Annotated in this window: 11 protein-coding genes and 1 other RNA gene; 7 read left to right on the top strand and 5 right to left on the bottom strand. The window is 70.1% G+C overall.

Annotated features, from left to right (window positions below; all coding sequences use genetic code 11):
* Positions 1 to 10 precede the first annotated feature (10 nt).
* Positions 11 to 988: an AAA family ATPase gene (locus V7Z82_RS08540; RefSeq protein WP_334150110.1), complete on the bottom strand. Its 978-nt coding sequence runs from the start codon at positions 986 to 988 to the stop codon at positions 11 to 13.
* 92 nt (positions 989 to 1,080) lie between these two features.
* The gene (locus V7Z82_RS08535; protein ID WP_334150108.1) at positions 1,081 to 4,020 is read right to left on the bottom strand and encodes a DEAD/DEAH box helicase; all 2,940 of its coding nucleotides are present in this window, start codon (positions 4,018 to 4,020) and stop codon (positions 1,081 to 1,083) included.
* Positions 4,021 to 4,105: 85 nt separating this feature from the next.
* On the opposite strand from V7Z82_RS08535, the gene ffs reads away from it, so the two are divergent.
* The 7 genes from ffs (at position 4,106) to V7Z82_RS08500 (ending at position 12,269) form a co-directional block, all read left to right on the top strand.
* Positions 4,106 to 4,202, top strand: an RNA gene (gene ffs, locus V7Z82_RS08530) — signal recognition particle sRNA small type.
* Positions 4,203 to 4,243: 41 nt separating this feature from the next.
* Positions 4,244 to 4,840: a rhomboid family intramembrane serine protease gene (locus tag V7Z82_RS08525; RefSeq protein WP_334150106.1), complete on the top strand. Its 597-nt coding sequence runs from the start codon at positions 4,244 to 4,246 to the stop codon at positions 4,838 to 4,840.
* Entirely contained in the window at positions 4,837 to 5,517 is a 681-nt protein-coding gene (locus tag V7Z82_RS08520) for a hypothetical protein (RefSeq protein ID WP_334150103.1), read from the top strand. The genes V7Z82_RS08525 and V7Z82_RS08520 overlap by 4 nt, the downstream gene beginning before the upstream one ends.
* Before the next feature lie 40 nt (positions 5,518 to 5,557).
* Positions 5,558 to 7,675, top strand: a complete 2,118-nt coding sequence (pta, locus tag V7Z82_RS08515) for a phosphate acetyltransferase (RefSeq protein ID WP_334150101.1) — start codon at positions 5,558 to 5,560, stop codon at positions 7,673 to 7,675.
* Positions 7,672 to 8,892: an acetate/propionate family kinase gene (locus tag V7Z82_RS08510; protein ID WP_334150099.1), complete on the top strand. Its 1,221-nt coding sequence runs from the start codon at positions 7,672 to 7,674 to the stop codon at positions 8,890 to 8,892. The genes pta and V7Z82_RS08510 overlap by 4 nt, the downstream gene beginning before the upstream one ends.
* A gap of 105 nt (positions 8,893 to 8,997) precedes the next feature.
* Complete coding sequence (locus tag V7Z82_RS08505; RefSeq protein WP_334150096.1) at positions 8,998 to 9,756, top strand: HAD family hydrolase; 759 nt, start codon at positions 8,998 to 9,000, stop codon at positions 9,754 to 9,756.
* Positions 9,753 to 12,269, top strand: coding sequence for a glycoside hydrolase family 65 protein (locus tag V7Z82_RS08500; protein WP_334150093.1), 2,517 nt, complete (start codon positions 9,753 to 9,755; stop codon positions 12,267 to 12,269). Before V7Z82_RS08505 ends, V7Z82_RS08500 begins: the two co-directional genes overlap by 4 nt.
* A gap of 123 nt (positions 12,270 to 12,392) precedes the next feature.
* Here the strand turns inward: V7Z82_RS08500 and V7Z82_RS08495 are convergent, their stop codons facing one another.
* The 3 genes from V7Z82_RS08495 to V7Z82_RS08485 are packed head-to-tail and all read right to left on the bottom strand — an operon-like array spanning position 12,393 to position 15,938.
* Positions 12,393 to 14,021 carry an ABC transporter ATP-binding protein gene (locus V7Z82_RS08495; protein ID WP_334150091.1) on the bottom strand — a complete coding sequence of 543 codons (1,629 nt, stop codon included), beginning with the start codon at positions 14,019 to 14,021 and terminating at the stop codon, positions 12,393 to 12,395.
* The gene (locus tag V7Z82_RS08490) at positions 14,011 to 14,529 is read right to left on the bottom strand and encodes a GbsR/MarR family transcriptional regulator (RefSeq protein WP_334150089.1); all 519 of its coding nucleotides are present in this window, start codon (positions 14,527 to 14,529) and stop codon (positions 14,011 to 14,013) included. The genes V7Z82_RS08495 and V7Z82_RS08490 overlap by 11 nt, the downstream gene beginning before the upstream one ends.
* A complete protein-coding gene (locus V7Z82_RS08485) occupies positions 14,526 to 15,938 on the bottom strand; it encodes a serine hydrolase domain-containing protein (protein WP_334150087.1) in 1,413 nt (470 codons plus the stop codon). Before V7Z82_RS08485 ends, V7Z82_RS08490 begins: the two co-directional genes overlap by 4 nt.
* Positions 15,939 to 15,942 lie beyond the last annotated feature (4 nt).

Here is a 15,942-nt window from a genome sequence, read left to right as displayed (position 1 = left end):
GAGCGGCCGATCAGGACCGTGTGGCCACTGGCACGCGCACGCGCTCGACGATCTGGGCGAGTGCTGCTTCGATCGGCTGGGCGCCGGCGCGGTGCGCTCCACGGGCCGGGAGCAGCCGGTGCGCGAAGACCGGGATGATGAGCGCGGTGACGTCGTCGGGGATCACGTAGTCGCGGCCGTCGAGCGCCGCCCACACCTTCGCGGCGCGGATCAGCTGCAGCGTCGCCCGCGGGCTCGCGCCGAGGTGGAGGTTCGGATCCGCGCGAGTCGCCTGGGCGAGTGCGACCGTGTACTCCTCGAGCGCAGGCGCCACGTGCACCGAGCGCGCGAAGGCGATGAGCTGCGCGATCGACGCGGCATCCGCGACGGGGGAGACGCCGCTCAGCGGGTTCACGATGTCGCGCTGGCGGAGCATGAGGGCTTCGGCCGCGGCATCCGGATAGCCCATCGAGATGCGCATCATGAAGCGGTCCCGCTGTGCCTCCGGCAACGCGTACGTGCCCTCCATCTCGAGCGGGTTCTGCGTCGCCACCACGAGGAACGGCTCGGGGAGCATGTGCGTCGAGCCGTCGACCGTGACCTGCCCCTCCTCCATCGCCTCGAGGAGCGCCGACTGCGTCTTGGGGGATGAGCGGTTGATCTCGTCGGCGATGACGATGTGCGCGAAGACGGCTCCCCGCTTGAACTCGAACTCGCGGTCGACCGGGTTGTAGACCGAGACCCCGGTGACGTCGCCAGGCAGGAGATCGGGGGTGAACTGGATGCGCCGCACCGTCGCGTCGACGCTCGCGGCCAGCGCGCGGGCCAGCATGGTCTTGCCGACGCCCGGCACGTCCTCGATCAGCAGGTGCCCCTCGGCGAGCAGGCACACCAGCGCGCTGCGCACGGCATCCGGCTTGCCGTCGATCACGCTCCCCACGGACCCGAGGATCGCAGAGGTCTGCACGGCGAACTGCTCGGCCGTGATCTGGGGGGAGTTCTCTGGCATGCGTTCCCTCTCGCGTGGGCGCCTCCGTGCGCGTTACTCGATCGTAACCCGGTGCGGGGTGCCGCGCTCTGGCAGGTTCCCCTGAGCTTTCGTCAACCCCACACCCGCCGCCGTGCCTCTTCCGGGGCGAGGAGACTCGGCGTTCCGCGGGCGATCTGCAGCAGCGCGAGCCCCTGCGCCCCCTGCAGCTCGTGCAGCTCGCAGTGGCCGACGGACGCCTCCCAGTGCTCGGCGAAGTTCTCGGCATCGGCCCTGCGTCGCGAGAGAGTCTTCGGTACCGGCAGGAATCGTCGTCCCGGGACTGCGCGGTCGACGAGGGAGCGGATGCCGCGGAGCATGCGACCGCCCCGACCGAAGACGCCCGGGTCGACGCGCAGCAGGAAGCGAGGATTCTCGGCGGCCGAGAAGAGGTCCTGCACGGCGTCTGCGATCAAGCGGCGCTCGTTCGCTGTACCGGCGACCTCGATCCAGAACTCCTCATCGCCGCGGTCGCGCACCGCGATCGCGGCGATGTCGAGCCGGCTGATGCGTCCGGCCTCGTGCAGACTGCGGGCGACCGCCAGTGCGGCGCCCCGATACAGCTCAGCCGGATCGCGAACCCGTCGGATCGCTCGCAGCACGCTCGAGCCGCAGAGCGCAGCGGTCGAGACGAGCGCGCCGACCGCGGCGACGCCGATTCCGGCTTCGAGCGGCAGCGTCAGTGTCCCGCTCAGCCCGAGCGCACCGATGCCTGCCGCGATCCCTGCCGCGCTGACGCCGAACGTCATCGGCACAGCTGCGCCGAGGACTGGTCCGGCGCGAAGCATCCGCGTCTCCGGCGTCGACGTGATCGAGACGACATCCCGTTCCGCCGATCTCCACGGCTCGCCGATCCGCCAGTCCTCCCTGGTCTGCTCGCGGGTGGGGAGGTGCGCGAGCGTCGCGGTGTTGATCGCTCCGATCGTGGCGCCTTCGTCCTTGGCCAGCACGGCTTCCAGTGCGGTGACGGCCGCGGACGGCAGCGCGTGTCCGAGGCCGGAGATGATCTGCGTGCGGTCGTCAGCGCCGAGTCCCCAGAGGTGTCCGTGGCGCCGGCGCAGGCGCTGCACCTCGGATCGATCGTCCAACCCGACCGACGCGGGGATCAGGCAGGCCACGGACCAATTGTGCGCGACCTTCCGCTCGAACGCCGGGTCGAGCCGGAGGGTGCGCCCGCGCAGCTGTTGGGTGCCGGCGCTCGTGGCGACCGATGTGAGGTCGATCAGGGTGTCGACGGATGGGCAGTCCCACCCCTCGCCGAGCAGCCCGCGGGTGCCGACGAGCACACGGACCGTGCCGCGGCGGATGAGTTCGGAGACCGCGGCCACGAGCCGCGCACGTCCGGTCTCCGCCACCTGGAGCTCGCGTGTCGGACCGACGCCATCGACGACCGTGACGTCGACCGCGAGGATCGAGCGGAGGGCGTCCGCGATCGCCTCCGCGTCCTCGGTCCTCGTCCGCAGCAGCCGCGCGGTGAGCAGCACGGGTCGCAGAGCGCCGGTGACCTCGTCGCCGACGACGACGTCGAACGCACGCAGCGCCCCGGCGGCCGTCTCGCCGGCCAGCCCGCGGTGGTTGCCGTGCTCGACGAAGTCGGTGACGATCACGGCGCGCAGGTGCGAAGCGGCATCACCGGTGAGCTCCCACCGCAGGATGTCGACGGCGGCGCGGTCCTTCGACGCGGAGAACGTGAGGGTGGTCTCGACCGGGTTGCGTCCTCGCCGCAGTCCGCGGTCGGTGAGGTGATAACCGAAATCGGCCAGCGCGCGGCGGACGAACTCCCACTGCGCGTGGGCTGACGGATCGGTGAGCAGACGGGTCTGGGCGAACCGCGTCAGGACCGTCAGGAGGTCGTCTGTCGTGCATCGTCCGAACAGCAGCGGCGGCAGCAGCGGTGTCAGCGGATGCGAGGGCGCGACGGATCTCAGCACCACGCCGCACGATCGGCTGAGCGCGAAGTCCGTGGAGAGGGCGCGCTCGATACCGGCCCGCTGCAGCGGCACGGGGTCGCTGCCCGGTGGTTCGGGGCCGAGGTCGGACTCGGGTGATGCCGGCTGCAGCTGCGTCTCGAGATAGGCGATGCCGTCCGCGGATGACAGGACCTGTCGGACGAGATCCTCGAGCAGTGATTCGTGCCGTCGGATGAATGCGGCCTCGGCCGGCACCGGCTCGGTGAACCAGACCTGATCGCGATACGGTGCGAGATGCCCCTCCTTCACGACCGCCGGGGCCGGCACCTCGTAGTCGACCTCGCCGAGCAGCTGGGAGTAGTTCTCGTACTCCGTCTCATCGTCCGGCGACGGCAGCGTGGCAGTCAGCCCGATCACGACCGGCGTCGTGCCGGTCGCGCGGATGCGCGCAGTGAGATAGGCGACGACGAGCGCCCAGTGGTCGAGCAGGTGATGGCATTCATCGAGCACCACGGTGCGCACACCGGAGGCGACGATCGCGTCGATGAGGGTGACCGCGTTCGGGTGCAGCACGCGCGCGATCTCCTCGGGGCGCTGCTGCGCGAACCTGGTCCGGAGACGACGCACGCGCCGCCGGAGCCCGGTGCGGTAGCGCTCGGGGTTGTCGACCTCGAGCACGGCGAGCCAGGTCGCGGCATCCGCCTCCGTGCGATCGGCGTCGACCAGCTCCGTGACCCACTGGCGGCGGGCCAGCTGCTCGAAGGGCCGGCCGTCTCCGGTGACGCTGAGCAGCTGGTAGGTCAGGACGGTGAGGTCGCCGAGTCGCTGCGGGTCGTCCGACACGACGGCCGCATCCGGGGCCAGGGCGATCGCGGTCCGCACCCACTGCTGCCGGATCGTGACGGTGGGCGCGAGCACGAGCGCACGATGCCCTTCGCGTGCGGCGAGCAGCAGCCCGAGGAGGGTCTTGCCTGATCCCGGCGGTGCCACGATGTGCATCTTCTCGTCGGTGCCGACCCCGATGCGTTCGAGCACCTCGGCCTGATACGTGCGCAGGGAGCCACGGAAGCGCCAGGTCGCGAGCGGTGCGGAGAGTGGATCCATGACGTGCTCAGTCTGTCAAAGCTGCGCGACGGTCGTCGCACGAGGTCGGTGTCGAACCATGTCGCACTGTCGGGTTAGGATGGATGACGGCTCTCCGCGTGGCGGCATCCAGGCCAATTCCCCCAGGGCGGAAACGCAGCAAGGGTAACCGGGCTCTGCTGGGTGCGCGGAGGGTCACTTTCTTTTTCAGCGTCCTCCGGGGCGGCACTGCGAGGATCGTGACGTGACCAGCCCCGCCGACACCCGCCGCTCGACGCCGCTCGGCCGGTTCGTCTCGCCGGTCGCGCTGCTCGCGCTGATGTGGATCGTCCAGCTCGCGGATGCCGTGCTTCCCGGCTCCTTCTCGGGCTTCGGGCTGCGCTCGTGGGACCTGTCCGGTCTCGGTGGCATCGTCGTCGGCCCGCTGCTGCACGCGAGTTGGCCGCACCTGATCGCGAACTCGGTGCCGTTCCTGGTGCTCGGCTGCCTCGTCGCGGTCGAGGGCACTCGCCGGTTCTGGGCCGTCACGGCGTTGGTCGCGGTGATCGGCGGCCTCGGGACCTGGGTGGCGAACGCGCCAGGCACGCTGACCGTCGGTGCATCCGGGCTCGTGTTCGGCTACTTCGGCTACGTGGTGCTGCGGGTCTTCGCGCCGGGGCGCGTCGCGCACCGCATCCTCTATGCGGTCGTGGCGGTCGTCGTGATCTCGCTGTACGGCGGATCCATGCTGGCCGGTGTCGTCGGCGTGCGCGATGGCATCTCGTGGCAGGCGCACCTGTTCGGCGCGATCGGCGGCGGTGTCGCTGCGCTCGCCGGACGCCGACGCGCTCCGTCGCCATGAGCGCGCGTGCTGCGACGACGCGGCGCGGACCGAAGCGGAAGCAGAGGCGGAGCACCACGGCGAAGCGGCGCAAGCCCGGAGCGAGGAAGCTGGCGGCGATCCGGCTGCGACGCCGGCGGATGCTGCGCCGAGCCCTCATCGCGACCGCGGTGGTGGTGGGAGCGGTGGGCATCGGCGTGCTCGTGCCGCTCACGATCGCGCACGACCCGGTCGTGGTGTGCGCTGCCGACCCGGCGACCTACCCGGACGCCGGCATCGCGGGCTGGCGCGGTGAGCAGCTCGAGAACGCGGCGACCATCATGCAGACGGCCGCAGGCATGGGCCTCGGGCGCGACGCGCAGATCCTCGGCGTGATGACCGCGATGGGCGAGAGCAGCCTGCACAACATCGACTACGGCGACTGGGAGACGAACGGCGTCACCAATCCGGACGGCACCCGCACCAGCAGCATCGGGCTGTTCCAGCAGCAGACATGGTGGGGGAGCATCGAGCAGCGGATGGATCCGGCCAGCGCGGCGGGGCTGTTCTTCACCAGGCTCGCCAGGCTCCCCGACTGGCAGTCGATGGAGCGGTCGCACGCCATCCACCGGGTGCAGATCAACACCGACCGCGACTACTACAGCCGCTACGAGGCCGATGCCGTCGCCGTCGTCGATGCGCTGTCCGGATCCTGCTGAGTCCAGCTGCGTCCAAGTGAGGTGCGCCTAAGCTGGAATCGTGGCACGGAGCATCTACATCACCTCGGCAGAAGGTCATACGGGCAAGTCCACGATCGCGCTCGGCGTGCTCGATGCATTGATGCGCGTCAGCCCAAGGGTCGGCGTGTTCCGGCCGATCGCCCGCTCGGTCTCCGAGCGCGACGACGTGCTCGAGCTGCTGCTCGCCCACGACGGCGTGCACCTCGACTACGACGACTGCATCGGAGTCACCTACGACGATGTGCGCAGCGACCCCGACCGGGCGCTGTCGACGATCGTGGCCAGGTTCAAGGCCGTCGAGGCGCAGTGCGACGCCGTCGTGATCATCGGCAGCGACTACACCGATGTCGGGAGCCCGGCCGAGCTCGGCTACAACTCGCGCATCGCCGCGAACCTCGGGGTGCCGGTGCTGCTCGTGCTCAGCGGGCGCGATCAGCAGCGCCAGGCCGAACAGCTCGGCACGACGACGGCGCGCGTGCCGTCGGCGGTCGGACAGATCGCGGCGCTCGCGCTCTCCGAACTCGACGCCGAGCGTGCTGAGCTGTTCGCCGTGATCGTGAATCGCGCCGACCCTGCGGTGCTCGGCGAGATCGTGGAGTCGGTGCGCGCGGTCCGACCGGGCAGGGACACCCCGGTGTGGGCCATGCCGGAGGATCGGATGCTGGTGGCGCCGTCGATCCGCGGCATCCTCGCCGCCGTGGACGGACGTCTGATCAAGGGCGATGCGGATCGGCTGACCCGCGAGGCGCTGTCGATCGTGGTCGCCGGCATGTCGATGGTGAACGTGCTGCCTCGGCTCACCGAGGAGGCGGTCGTGGTGATCCCCGCCGACCGCACCGAGGTGCTGCTGGCGACGCTGCTCGCCGATGCGTCCGGCACCTTCCCCAGGGTCGCCGGCATCATCCTGAACGGCCCGTTCCCGCTGCCGGAGCCCATCGTGCGACTGCTCGACGGCTTCTCGTCGACCGTGCCGATCATCGCGACCGACCTCGGCACCTACGACACCGCCGTGCAGGTCATGGGTGCCCGCGGCCGCATCTCGCCGGACTCGCGCGCCAGGTACGACCGCGCGCTCGGCCTCTTCCAGACCCACGTCGACATCGCCGAGCTCACCACGCAGCTGGGGCTCGCCGAATCCCGCGTGGTCACGCCGCTCATGTTCGAGTACGCGCTCATCGAGCGGGCGCGCAGCGACCGTCGCCGCATCGTGCTGCCCGAGGGCGACGACGACCGTATCCTGCGCGCCGCGGCGACCCTGATCGCTCGTGACGTGGCCGATCTGACGATCCTCGGCGACGAGGCGGCCGTGCGGGCGCGGGCCACCGAGCTCGGCATCGACATCGCCGCGGTGCAGGTCATCAGCCCGAACGATCCGGAGCTCGTCGAGCGCTTCGCGGCCGAATACGCGAAGCTGCGCGCCCACAAGGGCATCACGCTCGCACAGGCCGCCGACACCGTCACCGACGTGTCGTACTTCGGCACCATGATGGTGCACCTGGGGCTCGCCGACGGCATGGTCTCGGGCGCAGCGCACACCACGGCGCACACCATCCGTCCCTCCTTCGAGATCATCAAGACGAAGCCGGGCGTGAACGTCGTCTCGAGCGTGTTCCTGATGGCGCTCGCCGATCGCGTGCTCGTCTACGGCGACTGCGCGGTCATCCCCGATCCGACCAGCGAGCAGCTCGCCGACATCGCGATCTCCTCTGCAGCCACCGCGACGCAGTTCGGCATCGAGCCACGCGTCGCGATGCTGTCGTACTCGACCGGAGAGTCAGGATCCGGCGCCGACGTCGACAAGGTGCGCGCGGCCACGGCCCTGGTGCGCGAGCGTGCGCCCGAGCTGCTCGTTGAGGGCCCGATCCAGTACGACGCAGCCGCAGATGCCGCGGTCGCGAAGGCGAAGCTCCCCGATTCCGCAGTCGCTGGTCGGGCCACGGTGTTCGTGTTCCCCGACCTCAACACCGGCAACAACACGTACAAGGCCGTGCAGCGCTCGGCCGGTGCGGTGGCGATCGGACCGGTGCTGCAGGGCTTGAACAAGCCGATCAACGACCTGTCGCGCGGTGCGCTGGTCGACGACATCGTCAACACGGTCGCGATCACCGCGATCCAGGCCCAGGGACATTCGGCATGAGCGCGATCCTCGTGATCAACAGCGGCTCCTCGTCGCTGAAGTACAGCCTGCTCGACATCGAGACCGAGGGCGAGCTGGCCTCAGGGCTGATCGAGCGCATCGGACAGGGGACGGGCAGTGCGGCGCACACGGTGCGTCCGGAGACGGATGCGGATGCCGTGCCGACCATGCTCGATGCGACGTACCGCGACGAGCGCGAGATCGCCGACCATCACGCGGCGTTCGCGGTGATGCTCGAGCAGTTCGCCGAGCACGGCCCATCGCTCGGTGCCAACCCGCCGGTCGCGGTCGGCCACCGGGTCGTGCACGGCGGCGCGCGCTTCTTCGCGCCGACCCTGATCGACGCCGACGTGGAGCGCCAGATCGAGGAGCTCTCGGTGCTCGCGCCGCTGCACAACCCGGCGAACCTGTCCGGCATCCTCGCGGCGAAGGCCGTGTTCCGAGGCGTACCGCACGTGGCCGTCTTCGACACCGCATTCCACCAGACGCTGCCGCCGGCGGCCTACACGTACGCGATCGACGCCGAGCTCGCCAAGCACCACCGCGTGCGCCGCTACGGCTTCCACGGCACGAGCCACCAGTTCGTGAGCGAGTCGGCCGCCGAGTTCCTCGGCCGCGATCTCGCCGCGCTGCGGCAGATCGTCTTCCACCTCGGCAACGGCGCATCGGTCACCGCGATCGACGGCGGCCGCTCGGTCGAGACCTCGATGGGGCTCACGCCGCTCGAGGGGCTCGTGATGGGCACGCGCTCCGGCGACCTCGACCCGGCCGCGCTCGTGCACCTCTCGCGCCGCGCCGGGCTCTCGATCAACGAGCTCGACGCCCTGCTCAACACCCGCAGCGGGCTGAAGGGCCTGGCAGGACACAGCGACATGCGCGACATCCTGGCCGGAGCGGATGCCGGAGACGAGGCTGCGATGCTCGCATTCGACGTCTACGTGCACCGGCTGCGCGGTTACGCCGGCGCGTACATCGCGCAGCTCGGCGGCGTCGACGTCATCTCCTTCACCGCCGGCGTCGGCGAGAACGCTGCGCGCGTGCGCGCCGAGGCCATGGCGACACTCGGTTTCGCGGGCGTCGAGATCGATCCGGAGCGCAACGAGGAGCGGTCGCGCGGCATCCGTCGCATCTCCACCGACGCCTCCTCGGTGACCGTGCTCGTGGTGCCGACGAACGAGGAACTCCAGATCGCACGGCAGACCGCCGAGCTGCTCTGAAACGCGCCGAGATCTGAGGGTTACCGTCGGCGGCGATCGGCAACTACGCTGGCACAGTGGCACGGAGAAGTGCCGACGCCCTCGCCCCTTCTCCTGGAGGCTCCTGTGCCCGAAGCCCTTCCCGATCTGCTCGCTGCCGACGGCGTGCTGTTCGACCTCGACGGCGTGCTCACGCCGACCGCCGAGGTGCACATGCGCGCCTGGAAGGTGGTGTTCGATCAGGTCTTCGCGCAGTGGGGGATCGCCCCCGAATACACCGACGCCGACTACTACGAGTACGTCGACGGCAAGAAGCGCTACGACGGCGTCGCCAGCCTGCTGCGCAGCCGCAACGTCGAGATCCCCTGGGGCGAGGTCGACGACGCTCCTGAGGCCGAGACCATCTGCGGGATCGGCAACCGCAAGAACGCCGCGTTCGCGACCTCGCTGCGCGCGGAGGGCATCGCTGCGTACCCCGGTTCGCTCGCGGTCGTGGAGCGTCTGCACGCCGCCGGCATCCCGCTCGGCGTCGTCTCGAGCTCGAAGAACGCCGAAGAGGTGCTCGGCGCCGCCGGCATCCGCTCCTTCTTCCGCATCGTGGTCGACGGCGTCGTCGCCGAGCGCGACGGCCTGGCCTCCAAGCCGGCACCCGACATGTTCCGCGAGGGCGGCATCGCTCTCGGCGTTGACCCTGCCCGCAGCATCGCCGTGGAGGACGCGACATCCGGTGTCGCCTCCGCTGCTGCCGCCGGCTACGCAGACGTGGTCGGCGTCGACCGCGGCACCGGCGCAGACGCGCTGCGCGCCGCCGGCGCCACCGTCGTCGTCGACGACCTCTCCCTCTTCCTCCCGAACCTCTCGAACGACATCACGGAGACCGCATGATCGACCGCGACCGCTTTCCCGTCGACCCATGGCGGCTGATCGAGACGCGCTACACCGAGGAGGGCGTCGGCGAGACGCTGTTCTCGGTGGGCAACGGCTACCTCGGCCTCCGGGGCAACCACATCGAGGGGCGCGGTGCACACGAGCACGGCACCTTCATCAACGGCTTGCATGAGACCTGGCCGATCCGTCACGCCGAGCAGGCCTACGGGTTCGCCGAGGTCGGTCAGACCATCGTGAACGCACCGGATGCGAAGGTCATGCGCGTCTACGTCGACGACGAGCCGATGTCCTTCGACGTGGCCGACGTCCGCGAGTACAGCCGCACGCTCGACATGCGCACCGGCGTGCTCGAGCGCATCGTCGTGTGGGAGACGCCGTCGGGCAAGCGCGTGCGCATCCGCGACGAGCGCATCGTGAGCTTCCAGGAGCGGCACCTCGCGATCCTCCGCCTCGAGGTGACCGTCGAGAACTCCGACGCGCCGGTCACCATCAGCTGCCAGCTGCTCAACCGTCAGGACGGGGCAGGCGTCTACGCGGGAACGCCGGATGCGGCCAAGAAGAAGAAGGCGGACGGGTTCGACCCGCGCAAGGCCGAGAAGATCGCCGACCGCGTGCTGGAGCCGGCCGAGCACTGGCAGGACGGCATGCGCTCTGCGCTGTCGTATCAGGTCGCCGACTCGGGGATGACGGTCGCCGTCGTCGCGGATCACATCATCGACACCGAGAACGACTACAACGCGCGCACGCTGATCGAGGCCGACATCGCCAAGAACGTGTTCCGCGTGCAGGCGAAGGCCGGGGTGCCGATCCGCATCACCAAGCTCGTCAGCTACCACACCTCCCGCGGCGTGCCGCCGCGCGAGCTCGTCGATCGCTGCCGCCGCTCGCTCGATCGCGTCGCGGTGGAGGGCGTGCAGACCCAGTTCCAGCGCCAGGAGGAATGGCTCGCGGCGTTCTGGGAGCGCAGCGACGTGCAGATCGGCGGTCGCGACGATCTGCAGCAGGCCACCCGCTGGTGCCTCTTCCAGCTCGCCCAGGCATCGGCCAGGGCCGACGGCACCGGCGTGCCGGCGAAGGGCGTCTCCGGGTCCGGATACAGCGGTCACTACTTCTGGGACACCGAGATCTACGTGCTGCCGTTCCTCACGTACACCTCGCCGCAGTGGGCGCGCAATGCGCTGCGTGCGCGCGTGCACATGCTGCCAGCGGCCCGCCGCCGCGCGGCGCAGCTGAACGAGGCCGGTGCACTGTTCCCCTGGCGCTCGATCAACGGCGAGGAGGCCTCGGCCTACTACGCCGCAGGCACCGCGCAGTACCACATCAACGCCGACGTCAGCTTCGCGCTGGGCAAGTACGTGCGGGCGACGGGCGACGAGGAGTTCCTCCGCCGCGAGGGCGCTGACGTCGCGGTCGAGACCGCGCGGCTCTGGGCGACGCTCGGCTTCTGGCGCGGTTCGCGCATCGTCGAGGAGAGCGGCGCCGGCGACGGCATCCAGACCTTCCACATCCACGGCGTGACCGGTCCCGACGAGTACACGACCGTCGTGAACGACAACCTCTACACGAACGTGATGGCGCGCTACAACCTGCGCTACGCCGCCAGGATCGTGCGCGAGATCGCCGCCGACTTCCCCGAGGACTACGCGCAGCTCGTCGAGCGCACCGGGCTCGGCTTCGATGAGGCCGAGTCGTGGGAGCGCGCGGCCGAGGCCATGTTCATCCCGTACAGCGACGCCCTCGGCATCCACCCGCAGGATTCCCTGTTCCTCGAGCGCGAGGTCTGGGATCTGGCGAACACGCCGGACTCGCAGCGCCCGCTGCTGCTGCATTTCCACCCGCTCGTGATCTACCGCTTCCAGGTGCTGAAGCAGGCGGATGTCGTGCTGGCGCTCTTCCTGCAGGGCAACCACTTCACGCCGGAGGAGAAGCGCGCCGACTTCGACTACTACGACCCGCTGACCACCGGCGACTCGACCCTGTCGGCCGTGGTGCAGTCGATCCTCGCGGCAGAGGTCGGCTACCAGGAGCTCGCGCAGGAGTACTTCGAGCAGTCGCTGTTCGTCGACCTGCACGATCTGCACCACAACGCGGCCGACGGGGTGCATGTCGCCTCGGCCGGCGGCGTGTGGACGGCGCTCGTGTGCGGCTTCGGCGGCATGCGCGACTACGCCGGCGAGCTCAGCTTCGACCCGCGTCTGCCCGCCGACTGGCCGTCGCTGTCGTTCCCGCTGCAGTGGCAGGGGTCGGCGATGCAGGTCACGATCACGGCCGATGAGCTGCGCGTGCGCGTGAGCGAAGGGGCGCCGGTACCGTTCACGGTGCGCGACGTCGCCTACATCGCAACGGTCGACGAGGTCGTCGTGGTGCCGCTCGCGGATCAGGGCCCGCTCATCGCAGGGCGCCCGTCGCTGCGTCAGTTCGCTGAGGCCCGCCGGTCGGACGGCACGCTGCTGTCGGCATCCGTGCCCGTGATCACGACCGCGATCCCGGTGATCGAGCCGCTCGACTGACGCCCGTCACCGCCTGCCGACCCACCCCCTTGGGTGCGAACCACCCCCTTGTGTCCGCACACAAGGGGGTGGTTCGCGTTGAAGGGGGTGGCTCGGCGGGTGAGATTGAGGAGTGGATGCCGGTCAGGATGCGCGGCGAGCTCGCTGCACGTGCGGGTCGGGGATGGGCGCTGCGTCGAGCAGCGTCCGGGTGTACGCATCCTTCGGCGCCTGGAGCACCTGCAGGCGGTCGCCGATCTCGGCGAGCCTGCCGTGGTGCATCACCGCGACGCGGTCGGCGAGCTCGTCGACCACCGCGAGGTCATGGCTCACGAACAGGCACGCGAAGCGGAACTCCTGCTGCAACCGGCGGAACAGCGCCAGCACGGTCGCCTGCACCGAGACGTCGAGCGCCGACGTCGGCTCGTCAGCGATCAGCAGGTCGGGACCCAGCGAGATCGCCCGCGCGATCGCGACGCGCTGACGCTGCCCGCCGGACAGCTCGTGCGGGTAGCGCTCCGACCATGCCCCTGGCAGCTCGACCGACTCGAGCAGCTCGGTCACGCGGGCCTGCAGCGCAGCGCCGCGAAGGCCGGCGTGCACGGCGAGCGGCTCGCCGACGGACTGCGCGACGGTGTACCGCGGGTTCATCGAGCCGAGCGGGTTCTGGAACACCACGCCGACCCGCCGTCTGACCTCGCGCTGCGCCGTCCGGGATCCGGAGGCGACGTCGACCCCGTTGATGCGGATCGCGCCCGAGGTGATCGGTGCGAGACCGAGAGCGGCCCGCCCGAGCGTCGACTTGCCGGAGCCTGACTCGCCGACGAGTGCGAGCATCTCGCCAGGAGCGATCTGCAGGCTTACACCGTCGACAGCCCGAACGCGGCGGCGGCGCGACGAGTACTCGACCACGAGGTCGTCGACATCGAGCACGGTGCCCGGCTGCGACGACGTCGGTCGTGCTGCGGCACCGATGCGCGGCACGGCCGACAGCAGCTGCTGCGTGTAGGCGGCCTCTGGGGCGGCGAACAGCCGGTGCACCTCGGCGCTCTCCACGGCCTCGCCATGGCGCATCACGACGACGCGATCCGCGAGATCGGCGACGACGCCCATGTCGTGGGTGATCAGGACGATCGCCGCCGATGTGCGGTCGCGCAGACGCCTGAGCACGTCGAGCACCTCGGCCTGCACCGTGACGTCGAGCGCGGTGGTCGGCTCGTCCGCGATGAGCAGCTCGGGATCGCACGCCAGCGACATCGCGATCATGATGCGCTGACACTGCCCGCCGGAGAACTGGTGCGGATAGAACCGCATCCGAGCCTCCGGGTCAGGCAGATCGACCATGCGCAGCAGCTCGATCGCGCGTTCCTGGCGCTGGGTGCGATCGAGATCCGGACGGTGGCGCGCCAGCACCTCGCGCAGCTGCGCGCCGATCGTGAACACCGGATCCAGCGCCCCGATCGCATCCTGGAACACCATCGAGATCCGCTTGCCGCGGATGCCGGACAGCTCGGTGCGGCTGAGCCCGAGCAGCTCGACGTCGCCCAGTCGGGCGCTGCCGGTGACCGTGGCAGTCTCCGGCAGCAGCCCCATGATCGCCATCGAGCTCACGGATTTGCCGGACCCCGACTCGCCGACGATCGCGAGGATCTCGCCGGCTGCGACGTCATAGCTCAGCCGCGTCACGGCGGCGACGTCGGGCTGGCGGCCGCCGTCGACCTCGAACCGCACGCTCAGGTCGCGGACGCTCAGGACGGGGGCGTCAGGGTGCATCGTGCTCCTCCTGCGGCAGAGCCTGGCCGTCGAGGGCGCTGGCATCGCGGTACGCCTGCCAGTCGGCCAGCATCTTGGTGTGATAGCCCCGCAGCCACGTCATGTAGTTGTGGGCGTTGCGCAGGCGCCGCTCTGGGAGGCCGCCGGTCTCGATCTCGTCCATGCCGACCGAGATCGCCGCCGAGAGCATCCGCAGGTAGTGGCGCTCCGAGGCGAGGAATCCGCCCCAGACGTCGTCCTCGACTGCGAAGTAGTAGCTGCGGTCTCCGGCGATCGCGACCCGGTGGATGAAGCCGATCTCGCTGAGGTGCCGCGTCGCCGTCGACACGGACCCGGCGCTCGCGGTGAGCAGCGTCGCGATCTCGCCGCTCGAGAGGTACGGGCGGTCGACGATCATCAGGAGCGCGATGATCCGCGCCTCCATCCGGTTGCTCGTCGTCGTCTGCCAGGCCAGTGCGAACTGTTCGACGAACGTGCGCTGGCCGCTGGTCAGGGTTGGTTCCGTCACGTTGCGGGCTCCTTGAGGATTCGGGTCATCGACTCCCGACGCGCCAGGAAGTCGTCGAGAGGCCACTGGGTCATGCCGTTGATGCGGATGGACGCGACCGTGCCATCAGTGCTGCGCGTGAACGATACCGGCTCACCGGAGGCGCCGAAGCTCGGCTGCAGGAATGTGCGGAGGGTGTCGGCGTCGACGACCTCGAGCTCCTCCATGCTCTCGTACACGTCGCGTGCTCCCGGATAGGCCAGGACGAGTCGGCCTCCGAGCTCGACCACGTCGACGAGGCCCCACAGGGATGCATATCGTCCGGTGAAGGATGCCGCGGCATGACCGTCGGTCGCCGGCCGCTTCTCGGCTCCGGGCAGGGGCTGCTGCGCGGCGTCGATCACCGCGAGCACGGCCTGTGCGATCTGCTCGGCCGGTCCGTCGACCGCATTCGTGAGCACGCTCACGACGAGCTTGCCGACCGGATCGATGTACGTGCGGGTGATGTGCCCCGGATATCCGCCCGAGTGCCCGACCAGCGCGCGGTCGCGGATCTTCGCCACCTCGATCCCGACGCCGTAGCGGCCGATCTCCGTGCCGTAGCGGCGCACGACGGATGCTGTGCGCTGCATGACGCGCTTGGAGTCGTCGGAGAGCAGCGCGTCGGAGCCGAGCCAGTGCGCGGCGCCGTACACGGTGAGGTCCTCCGCTGTCGAGTAGAAGCCGGTGGCCGAGGCCATGGCGCGGGTGTCGACGTGCTCGATCGTGAGGCGCTCGTCCTCGCCGAGCAGCAGACCGGTGTGACCGGCCGCGTACTCGCCTGCCCGTTCGGGGTCGTACTCCGCGCCGGTCCTGGTCAGGCCCAACGGCTCGATGATGTGCTCGCGGCAGTAGTCCGCGTAGCCCGAGCCGCTCGCTGACTCGATCGCGAGCCCGAGCAGCGAGTAGCCGACGTTCGAGTACCGGAAGTACTCGTTGCGGGCTGCGATCGTGCCGTGCGCGAGGATCTCGGTGATCAGGCCTTCGCGGTCGGGGAAGGGGCGCTCCAGCTGCCAGAAGTCGGCTTCGGTGCCGTCTCGCTGGATGCCGGACTGGTGCTCGAGCAGTTCGCGGACGGTGGCGGCGCCGATCGCCGCACCCGCCAGCTCCTCGACGTGCACGCTGATCGGATCATCGAGCCGGATCGCCCCGGCTTCGACGAGCTGCAGGATCGCGGTCCCGGTGAAGGTCTTCGAATGCGATGCGATTCGGAACAGGTGGTCGGTGCGCAACGGCTCACCGGTGGAGACGTCGGCGGTGCCGACCGCGAACGATGCGATCAGTCCGTCCGCTGTGCGGACGGCGACCTGCGCCCCGGTGGCGCGGTACTGCCGCACCTGCGCCTCGACGAGCTCGGGCAGGTAGGCGACGGCGGATGCGAGATCTGACATGGTG

Source organism: Microbacterium sp. (genome assembly GCF_036823965.1).
Lineage (GTDB): Bacteria > Actinomycetota > Actinomycetes > Actinomycetales > Microbacteriaceae > Microbacterium.
This window is presented reverse-complemented; position numbering and strand designations above follow the sequence as displayed.

Excerpts from the sequence above, each read along its gene's own strand:
- V7Z82_RS08485 (WP_334150087.1), bottom strand. The coding sequence starts at position 15,938 with ATGTCAGATCTCGCATCCGCCGTCGCCTACCTGCCCGAGCTCGTCGAG.
- V7Z82_RS08510 (WP_334150099.1), top strand. The coding sequence starts at position 7,672 with ATGAGCGCGATCCTCGTGATCAACAGCGGCTCCTCGTCGCTGAAGTAC.
- V7Z82_RS08540 (WP_334150110.1), bottom strand. The coding sequence starts at position 988 with ATGCCAGAGAACTCCCCCCAGATCACGGCCGAGCAGTTCGCCGTGCAG.
- V7Z82_RS08520 (WP_334150103.1), top strand. The coding sequence starts at position 4,837 with ATGAGCGCGCGTGCTGCGACGACGCGGCGCGGACCGAAGCGGAAGCAG.
- V7Z82_RS08500 (WP_334150093.1), top strand. The coding sequence starts at position 9,753 with ATGATCGACCGCGACCGCTTTCCCGTCGACCCATGGCGGCTGATCGAG.
- V7Z82_RS08535 (WP_334150108.1), bottom strand. The coding sequence starts at position 4,020 with ATGGATCCACTCTCCGCACCGCTCGCGACCTGGCGCTTCCGTGGCTCC.
- V7Z82_RS08495 (WP_334150091.1), bottom strand. The coding sequence starts at position 14,021 with ATGCACCCTGACGCCCCCGTCCTGAGCGTCCGCGACCTGAGCGTGCGG.